The sequence below is a fragment of the Staphylococcus kloosii genome, from assembly GCF_003019255.1.
GTDB lineage: Bacteria > Bacillota > Bacilli > Staphylococcales > Staphylococcaceae > Staphylococcus > Staphylococcus kloosii.
Map to the genome: position 1 here is coordinate 91,533 of NZ_CP027846.1, position 15,173 is coordinate 106,705.

Below are 15,173 nucleotides of genomic sequence, written 5' to 3' on the forward strand. Positions count from 1 at the left end.
CTATATATGACAATTAATTATAAGTATATTATTGATCATCCTCAATAAATTTATTTTCAGCTGCTGGATAACCAAATATTAGTACTAGTACTGCCATTGTTATCAAGGCTATAATTGCTGAATTCCAATGGCCTGTTGTATCGTGCAACCAACCTACAAAAAATGGCCCAACTGCAGCAATTAAGTAACCAATAGATTGTCCAAACCCTGATAATGCAATGCTACCTTTACTTGAACGTGCTCGAATAGAGAAAAACGTCATACACAAACTGAAACATGCACCCATTGCTAATCCTATAATGAGAATACCTATTACTAAGAATATTAATGCACGTGTAAAGAATAGGCAGTAACCAATAATAAATAAAAGTGCAATTACAACTACTAACATTCTTTGGTCTTTTAATTTAGATGCTAGTATAGGAAAAACAAAGGTCATAGGTACTTGCGCAAATTGACTCAACATAAATAAGTAACCCGCAGTACTCGGGCTTAAACCGCGATCCATCAAAATAGTTGGAATCCAAGCCACATTTGTATAAAAAATCATGGATTGAAACGCCATTACCATAGCTATCATCCATGCTAATTTTGACTTAAGTACTTTAACTTTTTTATTACTGTCTGGGTGGTTTGATTGATTGATGTGATCTCGCCGCTCTTTTTTGACTCCTTTACTCACGTTAGGCAACCAGAGCACCAAAGCAATAACACCGAATACGATCCAAAATGCTAATGAAAGTCTAAAACCTAATGGAGATATTTGAGATAATGGTACACTTGCACCTCCTCCTATCCCAGCAGTGAAATTCATGGTTCCACTATACATTCCTGTCGCAATACCTATTTGAGCTGGAAATGACCATTTGACGTAACTTGGTAATACGACATTGCCAAAAGCAATCGCTACACCTAGCAATACCGTCCCAATAATAAATAAATTGAAATCTCCTAACACTCTTATGACAAGCGCTATTATTAACAATAGCGTACTGTATACAATCGTTCGCGACATCGTTAACTTATCAACCACTTTTGATACCAAAGGAGAAACTATGGCAAATACGAGTAATGGTATAGTTGTTAAAATACCTGCAACACTATTATTAATATGCATGGCATCTTTAATGTGATCAATGACTGGGCCGACAGCAGTCAAAGGCGCACGTAACGTCGATGCTACAAAAACAACCGCAAAGACGATGGCCCAATTTTTAGTTATTTTAGCTGACTCGTCCATATTACTTCCTCCTATTTATATGTAAATTACATTTTCATTTTAAATTTCTCTACAATTCCTTTTGTGTGATTCAACAGTATTTTTTCAAATTATATACACTCTATTTTAGACTTTTATTTCTCTTTTGCTAACCACCATTTTAAATGTTTTAAAATTTCTAATAATTTTTATATTATTTTTCAAAACCAACAGGTTTGCTTTGCTAACTAAAAAGCGTTAAAATTTGTAATTGTGAAGTTTTAGAAAAGAGGTAATGTATATGTCGTCTGAAATGATATCGACTAAAAAAAGAAATACGATTATTTTTGTAATGCTCAGCAGTGCTTTCGTTGCAATGCTTAACCAAACATTACTTAACACTGCTTTACCAGCCATTACAACCGGTTTAAAAATTGATGAAACAACGGCTCAGTGGCTTATCACAGGGTTCATGTTAGTTAACGGAATTATGATTCCTCTAACTGCATTCTTAATGGACCGGTTCCATACACGTCCATTATATATTTTCTCGATGAGCGCCTTTTTAGTGGGCTCTATCTTAGCAGCATTCTCTCCTACCTTTAGCTTACTGATGGTAGCCAGAGTTATTCAAGCTATTGGCGCAGGTTTATTACTGCCACTAATGCAATTCACAGTATTTACTTTATTCCCTTCCGAGAAACGTGGTTTCGCGATGGGACTTACAGGGATTGTTGCACAAACAGCGCCGGCAATTGGTCCAACACTAACTGGATTTCTTATTGATACATTCAGTTGGAGAGCACCATTTATCGTTGTAGCAACAATAGCTATCATCGCATTTATTATAGGTATTATCTTTGTAGAAAGTAACAACACGACTAAACATACAGAACTAGATAAAACATCTGTTATCTATTCAACACTAGGTTTCGGCCTTATGTTATATGCATTTAGTAGTGCGGGTAACTTAGGATTCAATTCACCTATCGTTATCATTTCACTAATTATCGGGTTAATCATTGTTGCGATCTTTGTTACAAGACAAATTAAAATCGATAACCCACTATTAAATTTGAAAGTATTCGCAAATAGAACTTTTGCATTATCTTCAGTAAGTTCAATGATTCTATTTATTGGTATCGTTGGACCAGCGTTATTAATTCCTATATACATTCAATCTAGTTTAGGACTATCTGCAATTCTTTCAGGTTTCGTTATCTTACCTGGTGCAGTTGTTAACGCATTTATGTCAGTTTATACGGGTAAAATTTATGATAAATATGGTTTGAAAGTATTAGCCATTCCCGGCTTTATAATATTAATAATTATGACTATATTGCATTGCTTCTTATCTTCAAATACGCCTTATTGGTATGTAGTTGTTATATATGCAATAAGAATGTTTTCAGTAGCTTTAATCATCATGCCATTAAATACTAAAGGCGTTAATGCACTAAATTCAGAAAACATTTCTCATGGTACGGCAATTATGAACTTTTTACGTATAATGGCAGGTGCGATAGGCACAGCTGTTATGATAACTATCTTAGCCATTGTAAGAAAAAGCTATGCCGCTCAACATGCTATGACTGAAGGCAAAACAGTTATGAATCAACATGCTACAGTACAAGGTATAGATGCAGCATTTATCTTTACGACTATCTTATTGATCATTGGCTTTATTTGTACGTTATTCATTAAAAATGATAAAAAACAAACAGTCCGTAAATAAATTAAATCCACACGCCTATATTGAGGTGTGTGGTTTTTTTAAATGTTTCATACGAAACATTGTTATAAACTATTAATAACTTTACTTATAATTTATAATGATTTGATATATTAGTGTAAATGTATTATTATTTAACACAATATAAAATATTTAAAAAATAAGGTGGATTTTATATGTTGCATTACTACAAATTGTATTGGCTTAACGCTTTTAAAATTCATGGCAGATCCCGACGTAAGGAATTTTGGTATCCTGTATTAGTCAATATAATTATTACGATTATTGCGGGTATACTTAATTCGTTTTTACCTATTCCAAAAGGCTTGTCATATACTATCGGAATTATTTTTTCAATTGCAAACTACATACCTAGTTTTACCGTTATGGTAAGAAGATTTCACGATACCGGTATGACAATGAAAATACCTATGATCTTATACATATTTATGATTTTAGATGATATTAGTGACGTAATTCCAAAATCAAACTTTAAATTTGATTTGAACTTTAACAATGCACTTAACATTACAATTTCTATTATTATCATTGTTATTGTAGCCGCATTTTTAATACTATGTATTTTCTCTCTTGCAGTATGTTGTACGAGAGGTAACGAATATTCAAACAAATACGGTGCGAATCCTAAATATGTAAATTAGTTAAAATTATTGTCTCTATTCATTTTTTATTGAAGCATCATATGTGTATAAAAAAGCGGGCCCGATGAAACGGGTCCGCTTTTCTAATTGTTTAATAAAATTAGTGCTTAATCACACTAATTAGTCATCTTTTTCGTTACTTAGGACTTTACCATTTTTGGCATTAATAGATATTTCGTGTGTAGTTTTACCTTTTTTCAAGTCCATGTCGTAAACTAATTTACCTTTATCTTTAGATAATGACCATTCACTTACATCGCCATTAAATTTGTTTTGTCCTTTTTTAAGTGCTTTTTTATAGCTTATTGCATCGCTATATTTAAAGTTTTCACTTTTATCGATGTGATCTTCTTTTTCAGTTTCTTTACTTAAAACTTTGTTAGACTTGTTGGCGACAATAACTTCTGATTCTTTACCTTTTTTCTGTTGTGCAATTTTATAAGCCCATTTGCCGTGACTCTTCTCGAAAGCTATTTCTTTAACTTTTTGGCCACCATATACACTTTTAGCTTTTTTAACAGCTTGTTTTGGTGACGTCTTAATTTGGCTCACCTTAATTGTATCTTTACTTTTAGCATTTGCAGTCTGTGCACCTGCGCCTCCACTAAAACCAGCAAGTAAAGCACCGGACAACGCTACTGCAGTTAGTCTTTTGAATTTCATAAACAATCAACCTCCTTACGTGTAATTTTCCCATTATACATTGTATAAAACACATTTTATTTAAAATTTTTAAGCACTGAATTTAGAAAACGCGTCACTCTAGTTTTCACTAAATTACAATATTACTTAGGAAAATATAATTTTATAAGGTCCATTTAATCAAAGTCGAAGCGTAAGCGAGTCCACCACCGAAACCGACAAGCAATAATTTATCACCTTTATTAATTTTATTTTCTTGAATAGCTAAATCAATAGCAAGTGGTATCGTAGCCGATGATGTATTGCCATAATATGCTAAACTCATGAGTGCCTTTTCTTTAGCGATATTAGACTTATCACAAATTGACTCGACCATTCGTGCATTTGCACTATGTGGCACAAACCAATCGATATCTTCCTTGTCATAATCACTCTTATCAATTGTTTCATTAATGATATGAGGGACATTTCCAACTGCCCATTTATATACCCCACGACCGTTTTGAACAATGTTGCCTTCGTTTTCCAATTGTTCGCCAAACATTTCTTGAGATAGTTCACTGCAATATAAATTATGGCCTTTGTCGCCATCAGATCCTGATGTACTTGCTATAAAGCTAGCATCAGTTTCACTATATTCCACTAAAAAGGCACCTGCACCATCACCAAACAATATACATGTACTCCTATCCTCATAATCTGTAATTTTTGATAATGTTTCTGCACCGATTACTAATATTTTTTTATTTTGACCTGAAGTAATTAAACCATTTGCTAAATTAAGACCATAAGCAAAACCGGCACATGCTGCATTAATATCTAATGCACCTGCATTTTTAATTCCTAATCTAGCCTGAACATATGACGCCACACTAGGTGTTTTGTAATCTGGCGTCAAAGTCGCATTAATAATCATATCAACGTCACTTAACTCAACATTATATTTTTGTTGTAAATCTAATACTGCTTGATAACTTATATCGCTCGTATACTCGTTTTGTGCAGTAATTCTGCGTTCAATTATTCCAGTTCGTTGCTGTATCCATTCATCTGAAGTCTCTACTAATTTTTCAAAATCTTGGTTCGTCATAATCTTTTCTGGCACATAAGCACCTTGCGCTGTAATTTTTGCGTATGATTTCATTGTCGTCACCTTCATTATTTTTTATAGGACTCTAATTCATTAATTTAATCATATGCGTACAATTAGTTCAATTTAAGTTGGAAAACCATCTATTGGTTATAGTTGTTTTGAGCCATGCTTAATAATGCTTTAGCCGCTTCAGACAATTGCGTTTTGTCGTCTTTTCCATAAGCAATAACTACTTGGTTATAGTATTTAAAAGAATCTAATGCTATAAATTTACAGTTATTGTGCTCATTTTTATTTTTTACACTTTCAGGCACAAACGTAATACCTAAACCTTCATTTGAAAGCTTCAAGGCATTTTCCACACTTAATGTTTCCATTGTGATATTAGGTTTAACATCATAGTCTTTTAGTATTTGATCTGTAACTTTACGCAATGCCATCTCTGGTTTTAGCAAAATAAATTTGGCATTGTTTAAATATTCAAATATAGTTATTGAATCAAGTAAGTCTGCGTCAGATTTATATGTTAATGAGTGGTTTGGCGGTAATGCCATATAAATCTTTTCAGTATATAAAACATCATATGCTATATTGTCTTGATATAGTGGCAAAATTGTCAATGCGATATCTACCTTGTTATCTATCAATAATTGTTCTATACGATGTGCAGATTCTTCTATTAATTTTATTTCTACTCCTGGATATCTTTTAGTAAATTCCGGCAAAATATTATATAACGTATGCGTTGCTAATATTGGATTTACACCGATATACAGTTGTCCCTTTTTCAAATTAGATAATGTTTGTATTTCATTCTCCATGTTTTTATAAATATCAGCTATTTGCTTCATATAATGTAAATATCTTTCACCAGCGTAAGTTAAAGTTAAGGGACTCGTATTTCTATTCACTAAAATTACACCTATATCTTGTTCAAGTTCTTTAATAAACTTACTCAAATAAGGTTGGGATATATATAATGCCTTTGCCGCATGAGAAATATTGCCATACTGTTTGATTGCTGCTAAATAGCTTGCCCCATTCATTTTAGTCATCGTTACACTCCTTCTACTCATTAACTATAACAATTAAGTTATAGTAATTATAGCGTAAAACGTCTTTTACACAACCGGTTTAAAGGTAGACAATAAGATTAGACATAACACAAAATATTAATATTTAAACGCTTTGTCTAACAATATTTTAATTGTAAGGAAGTGTAAAATGGATATTTTCTATTCAATCGGCATATTAATTGCCATCATATTTATTATTTACATGGCTATGAGAGGATTTTCCATATTAATAATAGGACCAATCGCCTCAATTATTGTCATTCTAACTAACCAATTACCATTTTTCGATTTACTAATTGGTGCAAAACATTCATATATGACAGGCTTAACAGATTTTATTATTAACTTTTTTGCAGTCTTTTTATTAGGTGCATTACTGGCAAAGTATATGGACGCGAGTGGTGCGGCACAGAGTATTGCCGAAAAAATAATTTCTAAAGTGGGTAGTAATAATCCATATTCAATACTTGTTGCATTATTTATTATTACTGCAATTTTAACTTACGGTGGCGTTAGTTTGTTTGTAGTAGTTTTCGTATTAGTTCCATTAGCCAAACCATTATTCGAAAAGTTAAATATAGCTTGGAATTTAATTGGCATACCCATTTTCTTAGGGTTAGGGACATTTACAATGACGATGTTACCTGCTACGCCTTCCGTGCAAAATGTTGTACCTACTAAATATTTAGGGACGACATTAACCGCTTCACCATGGTTAGGTATTATCGGCGCAATAGTAGCAACAATATTTGGCCTCTGGTATATGAAACATGCATTGAATAAAAGTATTGCCAATGGCGAAACTTTCAAAGACTATCATTTGGACATAACCGACGAACAAGCATCAAGACCCATTCCGTCATTTTTACAAAGTATACTACCTATCTTTTTTCTTATCGTTATTATTATTACCGGTAGTATTTTAAATATAGGAAACATTATTCTTATTGGTTTAGCTATTTCTATTATTTTATCAGCAATAATATTTAAAAATTATATTCCAAAACAACAAAAAGTTATTAACGAAGGAGCTACCAATGCGATTATACCAATATTTTTAACAGCTTCCACTGTAGCTTTTGGTACCGTAATAACAATTGCACCAGGCTTCAAATTAATTAAGCACTTTATTTTAAATATACCGGGTAGTCCTTTAATAAGTATCGCCGTTGCTTCTGCATTATTTGGTATTATCACAGGTTCCGCTTCTGGTTCTTTAGGAATTGTATTAGGTGCTTTCGGTAAACAGTATTTAGAAATGGGAGTCGACCCGGAACTTATTCATAGAATAGCGACGATGTCTTCATCAATATTCACTGTTATGCCACATACAGGCGTTGTATTAACTTTCTTTGCACTTACAGGTTTGAATCATAAAAATGGTTTTAAATATCTATTTATTACAAATACCGGCGCAAATTTACTAGCACTTATTGTAGTTATTTTAATCGCATTATTTATTTAATTTTAGGAGGAATTTATTATGAGAAACGTAATTATTACTGGAGCAGCTCAAGGTATAGGTTATGCAGCAGCACAAGCATTTGATATTGAAGGTGATCGCGTATTTATTTTTGATATGAATCTTGATAAAGCACAAGAAGCAGCAAATGCCTTAAATAATGGTGTTGCATATGAAGTTAACGTAACTAACGAAGATAATATTAAAGAAGCTATAGACGACATTATATCTCAATATGGCAGTATCGATGTATTAGTTAATAATGCGGGAATTCAATATATATCTAAAGTAGAAGACTTCCCTTTAGAAAAATGGAATCAAGTCATTAATGTTATCCAAACTGGAACATTTTTAATGACTAAACATGTCCTTCCAAGCATGAAACAACAGCATCAAGGACGTATTATAACTGTTTCCTCAGCACATGGCGAAATGGCAGACCCATTTAAATCTGCATATGTCGCTTCAAAATTTGCTCAAATTGGCTTTGCTAAAACAGTAGCATTAGAAACTGTAGATTATGGTATTACTTCAAATGCAGTACTCCCTGGACCTGTACGCACTAAACTAATCGAAAACCAATTAGCAAACTTAGCTGAACAAGACGGTATCACTGAACAAGAAGCAATGGAAAAAAATATTACAGGTAAAATGCCAATGAACCGTTTATTAGAACCTAGTGAAATCGCAGATACTATCGTCTTTTTAGCTTCTGATAAATCGTCAGCTATCACAGGTGAAACTATTAGTGTTTCAGGTGGATCAAACGCGTAAATATTAATTAAAAGGAGAGATTATAATGACTAATTTAAAAGACAAATTAATTGGTACTTGGAAACTTATTAAATATCAAGATGAAGATGAACAAGGTAATATTTTCTATCCATTAGGCGAAGATGCGACTGGATTTATAATGTATAACCCCGACGGCTATATGTCTGCACAGCTAATGCAACAAGGACGTCCAGCTTATGCTTCTGGAGACATCCACACAGGCACTACAGAAGAAATGGCAAAAGCAGCTCATGGTTATTTAGCTTATTCAGGAAGATTTGAATTAGATGAAGAAAATGCTACCGTATATCACACAATGGACGTAAGCATGAATCCAACATGGTTAGGTGATACACAACCTCGCTTATTCAAACTTGAAGGTGATACTTTAAGTATCGTTAATGGAAATGTTCCTAACCAAAAACTAGTTTGGCAACGAGTTAAATAAATACATTCACTAAGGAAATGATTAATTTCATTTCCTTTTTTATTGTCTTCATAAAGCAAATCAGCGTATATTAAATATATTAACTTTAATATAGTTCTTCTTTAAATATTGAAAGGAGTAATGACATGTTTGAATTCAGAAATGCTAAAATAGCTGACTTAAACCAAATATTAGCAATTGAAAACGCAGGTTTTACAACAGCTGAAGCAGCTACTAAAGATGCACTTATTGATAGAATACATAATATTAATGACACTTTTATCGTGGCATTAGATAAGGAAAAAGTTGCCGGTTATATTAACGGTCCAGTCGTTAGTAAAATGTATATTACGGATGACTTATTCGAAACTATACAACCTAATCCAACTGAAGGTGGTTTTTTATCTATATTAGGTATCGTTGTCGCAAAAGAATATAGAGGTCAAGGTTTAGCAGGTCAATTGTTACAACGCTTTGAAAACCTAGCAAAAAAGCACAATAGAAATGGTGTAACTTTAACATGTAGAGCTTCATTAATTTCATTTTATGAAGGGTATGGTTATACAAATTATGGCATCTCAGATTCAACCCATGGTGGTGTTGAATGGTACAACTTAATAAAAGCGCTATAAAAAGCATGGTACATAAGACTATTATTGTCGTTATGTATCATGCTTTTTTATAAGTCATAATTTTGAACTACTATTGTTGATATTTTAATTTACTTGCTAATTGCGCTATTTGTTCATTGTCAGTTGGCTTAATTTTAACAGTTTGAATATTTTTAGAAATCGCATCTTTAGTAGCTTGTTCTGTTTTACCACTATCACTTTGCGAAGTATCTACCCAATTGTACGGAACATTTTTATATACATTAATAGTGCCATCTCCATTACTACTATACGTAATAGAACCACCGGCTTTCATTGGTGCAGATAATTTCACAACATTTTCTGGGTACACCGCACTATTTTTTACTTGTGGATTCACTTTTGTCCCTTTAGATATCTTAGTTACATCAAGTTCGTCCATACCTTTCATATTATTTTTCAATGGACCTAGTTGATTCCAAACACGAGCATATTCAATTTGTTCTGAATTGTACTGAGATAGATGACTTTTATTCGTTTTAGCTGTTTTATTATTGTCTTGATCATCATGAGTTTTGTTACTTTCTTTATTTTCTTGATTAGCTGAATTGTGCTTATGTTTATTATCATGATGTTCACTTTTTGAGTTACTACTTTTTTCACCATGTTGGTTATTCTCGCTTTGAGAATGTCCACTGCCGCAACTCACCAACAGTGCAGATGATAGAAGTAGCGCTACTACTAAATTGAATTTTTTCATAACAATCTCTCCCCACGCAATAAATATCATTGTGTAAAATATATCATATTTTCAAATTAAATATAGTTCTCTCATAAAATTAACTCCGTTAAAAATCCATTCGAGTTGAAGCTTTTAATATAAAAACTGACTTAAATTTTGAAAAAATTAAAAAATAATTGCTATTTAGTAAATTTTAGAAAGTTTTTATTTTCTATTATGTAGTAAAATTAAACCAATAGAGAGAAAAGATACAATTTGCGTCACACTAGATAATTCGCAAATTGTTTGCATCATCAAAATATCATGAAATGAGGTGAAGCTTGAACACAACGTATTATATGAATTCTTCTAAGAGAATATCTGTAAACTTATAAGTAATATGCCCTTTTGATAATACTTAAATTGCTTCTATATCATTCCACGAAATGTAATATCTTCTATATTAATCCTCATTTTTCACCTTTTAGTCCAACAGTATTATCGCTTTAAAACTTATACAATTACTTTGTAGTTTAATAATGCGTAGTGTTACTACAATAAATTGCCCCTCAAGCTTTTGCTCGAGGGGTTTTATTATTCAAAATTATTTCGTTTCATCTGGAATAAAGACTGTGCTCTCGCTATCTTCAGGATAATAATAACCATTTGGTATCGCCTGTAGTTCAATCAAACTACACCACAGTGATTCCACATAAACGCTACTGCTACCCTTACTATCTTCATATCTAGAATTCCCATGTTTTTCTGATAACGGCTTTGCTCCAGCACTTTCGGCATCTTTAATTGCTTGATCCATATCATCTACAAATAGTGAAATATGGTTATATCCTAAATCTTCTAATTCCAATGGATCAGCTTGATTACTACTTTCTATTTCAAACATTTCTATATTGGGACCATTGCCAATCACAATCATGCGCTGTTTAACAATTTTAGCACCTTTCGAGAGGCCTAACTGTCTTTCAACTTCTGCCCCTTCTCTAGGTTCATCATCATAACTTAATCCATCATACGCAATTTTAGCACCAAATGCTTCTTTGAAAAATCGTGTCGCTTCATCAATATTTGGTACTGTTAAACCTACGTGATTAATACCTCTTACATTTCCCATAAGTATTACCCCTATCTTTGAGCTTTATATGATTTTTATACCCTGTAAGAAAATGTGCATGCACATAATTAAGGTAATACAAGTATGTTATTAGATATAAAATCTATAAATAAGTATTATAAACCGTCATTTATAGTTACTACATGTGGAATAACGTTAGGATCATGATTAGCTATTGCTTCTATACAATTTTTGTCTGAAGCCATTTTCTTTACCCATTCTAATGATTGTATAGCATCGGATTTATTGACCACTACACCTGGAATAACATTTTCTTTCCAAGACTTAGCTGCATATCCCACATCAGAAGCTAGTAATAAAAACTTATCACTATTAGTATTTTTTACTATTGTTGAAGCTAATCCCTTACTATGTCCGGGCACCCATATCATTTGTATCGTTCCATCTCCGAATAAATCAAAAGATTTCCCTTTTGGTCCAATGTTAGTATTGAGAAATTTAAATGTATTTAAATTTACCGTTTTCCATTCATGAGATAAATAATGCATTTTATCTTTTTTAATAGCTTTGTATTCTTCTTCGCTTAATAAAATATTTTTAGCCTCTTTAACTAATTTCAAACCATCAGCGTGATCACAGTGCATGTGACTCATTAATACATAATCAATGTCACTTGGTTGATATCCTAGAGATGCAAGTTGTTCATGGACCGCTTGCCCTTTAGGCAATTTTGCTTTATTAACCGGATATTGGAACAGTAAATTTCTGATTTGTTTTGTTCTATTGTCTATATGCCAACCTGTATCAATTAAAACTAGTCCTTTAGGGTGTTCAATTAAATATACCGATACTGGTAATTCTATTTGATGTTTTTTAGAACGGAACAAACCAGTCCAAGCTAATGGTCTATTCGTTGAATAACCAAATGGTAAAGCTTCATCTACAATAACTGAACCTGTGTGTAAAATGTGTACTTTTATTTCTCTATTCATTATATATCTATCCTATCAATTTAAAATTCCATTTATTTTTTGAATACTTTCTGTCAAAGTTACTAAATCGTCTTCACAAATATTTAATTTTTTTTCCATACCTTCATATAGTAATAGTTGCCTGTTTTCATAAAATTTCAGACCTTTACTTGTTAAAACTATCAGTTTTTCTCTTTTATCATTTGATGAAATTCTTTTAATATAACCGTGTTCTTCTAATTTTTTAACTCTTTTTGAAATAGCTGTCTTGAAAACACCTTGTTTTGCAGCAATTTCTTTTAATGTGAGTTGCTTATGTTGTATCAATAATTTAAATACACCAAGCTGTTCTCTAGAAATATTGATACCTTGTTCTTCTAACACTTCATTTATACTTTTACTTATTTCTATATAAGCTAAATGTAATTTATTAAATTGTTCATATTTATTTGAGTCCATTATTGACCTCCTCAAACAAAATAGTACACCTAGGTGTACTAAAATGCAAATTTTTATTTTAAGTCTAATTAGCTTATAGTTTGGATATTAAAATGATTTAACTACGTCAAAAATTTATTTATTAATAGCACGTACTTATATAAGTGTTTCTCAACAATTATATGTGGTATCTTCCGATTGTAAATATTCACTAACTCTAACCCTTAGAACTCCTAATATAATCGATACTCAAAAAACATTAAATTTATATAGTTTATTTTGTAAACCTTTGGTATCTTTTATCTTATAAACCAGTTACATCTTAAAAATGGATTGAGTATATGACTCGAAGGGGTGGTTCGATAAATGAACAGTATTAATATTTTATTAAAATTATTACCAAATGAACTTCAAAATATATTAAGAAACAATGCTATAGATGAAGCTTTAACATATTTTATGTCATATGATACCTCTGATAAAAATATAGCGTTTTACTTATCAAGTCTTGCTAATCAAGTTAACACTATTGAATATCATGAAATGATAGGTAAGGTGTTTCATTTTCATTTTAATTATATCGATAATGCATATAATTTAGCTTATTATCATTATTGGCAATCACTAGAACTTTCACATTTTGAAGATTACAATCTTCTAGTTGAGTTCTTAGAAATTATAGATGAACCAGGATTTGAGATAATCAATAAAGAAGATATCGAAATGATTTCAAAGAAGGTTAACGAAAATACACCGAAAATAAACTAGCTACTAAATTATTGAATGATTAACGATTATTTAGAGTATTAGTAACTACTAAACTTAAAATCCATTGGCCTATAGAATCTATATATTAATGGTCATTTCTTAAAAACTATTTCAACAATTAGTTCCGTATTTATATATTAAGTCTTTTACAACAGGGATAGAGTTTATTAAAAATTCAATTAACATCATAAAGAATTTGTATACTATGATATTATCAATACCATAAGAAGTTCGCTGTTAACTTATTTCAAAATAGCAGAACAGAAAGGACAGCATATGTTATACATTATAAATAATAATTATTTAAAAAGAGCACTTAAAATTTTTATAATAACAACTGCTTTATTACTGATAACAATTTTTCTTGCTTACATGTTTCATCCTACAGAAGAATCTATAAAAAGTTTGGGCAATAAAACATCTAAAATAGTGAGCGAAAAGCAAGGACTGGCAAAAATTTGGGGATTTATTCAAATAAATGGCTTTCATGTACCGTTACAAATGTTTTTATTAGCATTGATTCCTATACCCTTTTTATATACTTTAAATTTAATAGCAACAATAATAATACCTGGAATAATGTTTGGTTTTTTTATCAATTTTGATACTCACAAGGGGCTAACTAGTTTCATAGCTTATATCCCTCATTATACTTTGGAAGTTATGAGTTACTGTATCATCGTTAGTGGACTCTACATGCTAAACAAAGCTATTATAGAAAAATTAAGGAACCTATTCAAAAAAGAAAAAAAGAATAACTACTCTTTTAAAGACAGTATACTTAATTTATTAAAAATGTACTTATTTATATCTTTACCATTGGTCGTTCTAGCAGCATTTGCCGAAACATACATAGCAAATTTTCTTTTTGATTTAATGAATTAAACTTCACAATCAATAGTTCTTATTGAAGAACGTTAATAATTAACAAGCCAATCAAATAAATTTTTATAAAAGCAAAGATAAACATTTAAATTTAAAATTATCTTTGTAAACACCCACTATTTTAGTATTGCGTGCTATATAGTATACTTTTAATTAAGCAGCGTTCAAATTTTAATCTATGGTTATATGTAATCTAGCAATTGTTTAATAGTTAAATTTTAAATAATCATAATTAGAGCACTTATATTAACATCTATCTTTGTGGTATTTATGCTAATTTCAATAATATAATCACTAATTATAGGTAGAGGAAAAATTTATTTATAAAAAGAGAAATCACTAAAATTTTAAAAAGAAGTTAAACTATTATTATAAATATATTATATAAAGTATTTGATAGTAAGGTACCCTTATAATTTCACAATCATGTACTTGCGCAAATGGATAGAGACACACCAAATAAGCTAAAAAGCGAGGTGCTAATAAATGGGAATTAAGAAAAAGTTACAAAATAAGTATATTTTCATTGAAGATAAAGTACATCGAAAATTTACTAAAACTACTTTTCAAAACATTATAGCAACAGTATTTATCTTACCGTTAACTTTAACTTTCTATGCCGTTATCTTAGCTCTAAAATC

General features: G+C 31.0%; 16 protein-coding genes. 8 read left to right on the plus strand and 8 right to left on the minus strand.

Going from position 1 to position 15,173, the window contains the following annotated elements:
• Window positions 1-28 precede the first annotated feature (28 nt).
• Window positions 29-1,240, minus strand: a complete 1,212-nt coding sequence (locus C7J89_RS00440) for a CynX/NimT family MFS transporter (RefSeq protein ID WP_103294822.1) — start codon at window positions 1,238-1,240, stop codon at window positions 29-31.
• A 259-nt stretch (window positions 1,241-1,499) separates the two neighbouring features.
• On the opposite strand from C7J89_RS00440, the gene C7J89_RS00445 reads away from it, so the two are divergent.
• The gene (locus C7J89_RS00445; protein ID WP_103294823.1) at window positions 1,500-2,933 is read left to right on the plus strand and encodes an MDR family MFS transporter; all 1,434 of its coding nucleotides are present in this window, start codon (window positions 1,500-1,502) and stop codon (window positions 2,931-2,933) included.
• Window positions 2,934-3,106: 173 nt separating this feature from the next.
• A complete protein-coding gene (locus C7J89_RS00450; RefSeq protein ID WP_061853434.1) occupies window positions 3,107-3,592 on the plus strand; it encodes a DUF805 domain-containing protein in 486 nt (161 codons plus the stop codon).
• A gap of 120 nt (window positions 3,593-3,712) precedes the next feature.
• Here C7J89_RS00450 and C7J89_RS00455 read toward each other — a convergent pair whose 3' ends face one another.
• The 3 genes from C7J89_RS00455 to C7J89_RS00465 form a co-directional block, all read right to left on the minus strand.
• Window positions 3,713-4,255: a PepSY domain-containing protein gene (locus C7J89_RS00455; protein WP_103294824.1), complete on the minus strand. Its 543-nt coding sequence runs from the start codon at window positions 4,253-4,255 to the stop codon at window positions 3,713-3,715.
• A 142-nt stretch (window positions 4,256-4,397) separates the two neighbouring features.
• A complete protein-coding gene (locus C7J89_RS00460) occupies window positions 4,398-5,378 on the minus strand; it encodes a ketoacyl-ACP synthase III (protein WP_103294825.1) in 981 nt (326 codons plus the stop codon).
• An 89-nt stretch (window positions 5,379-5,467) separates the two neighbouring features.
• The gene (locus tag C7J89_RS00465; RefSeq protein WP_103294826.1) at window positions 5,468-6,382 is read right to left on the minus strand and encodes a LysR family transcriptional regulator; all 915 of its coding nucleotides are present in this window, start codon (window positions 6,380-6,382) and stop codon (window positions 5,468-5,470) included.
• Window positions 6,383-6,551: 169 nt separating this feature from the next.
• Between C7J89_RS00465 and C7J89_RS00470 the strand changes: the two genes are divergently transcribed.
• The 4 genes from C7J89_RS00470 to C7J89_RS00485 all read left to right on the plus strand — a co-directional run bounded on the left by C7J89_RS00470 (window position 6,552) and on the right by C7J89_RS00485 (window position 9,698).
• Window positions 6,552-7,868 (plus strand): GntP family permease, encoded by a 1,317-nt coding sequence (locus C7J89_RS00470; RefSeq protein ID WP_103294827.1) that lies wholly within the window; start codon window positions 6,552-6,554, stop codon window positions 7,866-7,868.
• A gap of 18 nt (window positions 7,869-7,886) precedes the next feature.
• Window positions 7,887-8,639, plus strand: a complete 753-nt coding sequence (locus tag C7J89_RS00475; protein ID WP_229347783.1) for a 3-hydroxybutyrate dehydrogenase — start codon at window positions 7,887-7,889, stop codon at window positions 8,637-8,639.
• A gap of 25 nt (window positions 8,640-8,664) precedes the next feature.
• Window positions 8,665-9,087 (plus strand): lipocalin-like domain-containing protein, encoded by a 423-nt coding sequence (locus tag C7J89_RS00480; protein WP_061853438.1) that lies wholly within the window; start codon window positions 8,665-8,667, stop codon window positions 9,085-9,087.
• Between the two features lie 125 nt (window positions 9,088-9,212).
• A complete protein-coding gene (locus tag C7J89_RS00485; RefSeq protein ID WP_103294829.1) occupies window positions 9,213-9,698 on the plus strand; it encodes a GNAT family N-acetyltransferase in 486 nt (161 codons plus the stop codon).
• Window positions 9,699-9,768: 70 nt separating this feature from the next.
• Here C7J89_RS00485 and C7J89_RS00490 read toward each other — a convergent pair whose 3' ends face one another.
• From C7J89_RS00490 to C7J89_RS00505, 4 genes are all read right to left on the minus strand, one after another.
• Window positions 9,769-10,416 carry a hypothetical protein gene (locus C7J89_RS00490; protein WP_103294830.1) on the minus strand — a complete coding sequence of 216 codons (648 nt, stop codon included), beginning with the start codon at window positions 10,414-10,416 and terminating at the stop codon, window positions 9,769-9,771.
• Window positions 10,417-10,981: 565 nt separating this feature from the next.
• Window positions 10,982-11,509 carry a VOC family protein gene (locus C7J89_RS00495; protein WP_103294831.1) on the minus strand — a complete coding sequence of 176 codons (528 nt, stop codon included), beginning with the start codon at window positions 11,507-11,509 and terminating at the stop codon, window positions 10,982-10,984.
• A gap of 116 nt (window positions 11,510-11,625) precedes the next feature.
• Window positions 11,626-12,462 carry an N-acyl homoserine lactonase family protein gene (locus tag C7J89_RS00500; RefSeq protein ID WP_103294832.1) on the minus strand — a complete coding sequence of 279 codons (837 nt, stop codon included), beginning with the start codon at window positions 12,460-12,462 and terminating at the stop codon, window positions 11,626-11,628.
• A gap of 15 nt (window positions 12,463-12,477) precedes the next feature.
• Window positions 12,478-12,900 carry a MarR family winged helix-turn-helix transcriptional regulator gene (locus C7J89_RS00505; RefSeq protein ID WP_103294833.1) on the minus strand — a complete coding sequence of 141 codons (423 nt, stop codon included), beginning with the start codon at window positions 12,898-12,900 and terminating at the stop codon, window positions 12,478-12,480.
• Between the two features lie 345 nt (window positions 12,901-13,245).
• Here C7J89_RS00505 and C7J89_RS00510 point away from each other — a divergent pair, with 345 nt between their 5' ends.
• Window positions 13,246-13,647, plus strand: coding sequence for a hypothetical protein (locus C7J89_RS00510; RefSeq protein WP_103294834.1), 402 nt, complete (start codon window positions 13,246-13,248; stop codon window positions 13,645-13,647).
• A 276-nt stretch (window positions 13,648-13,923) separates the two neighbouring features.
• Window positions 13,924-14,532 (plus strand): stage II sporulation protein M, encoded by a 609-nt coding sequence (locus C7J89_RS00515; protein WP_103294835.1) that lies wholly within the window; start codon window positions 13,924-13,926, stop codon window positions 14,530-14,532.
• Window positions 14,533-15,173 lie beyond the last annotated feature (641 nt).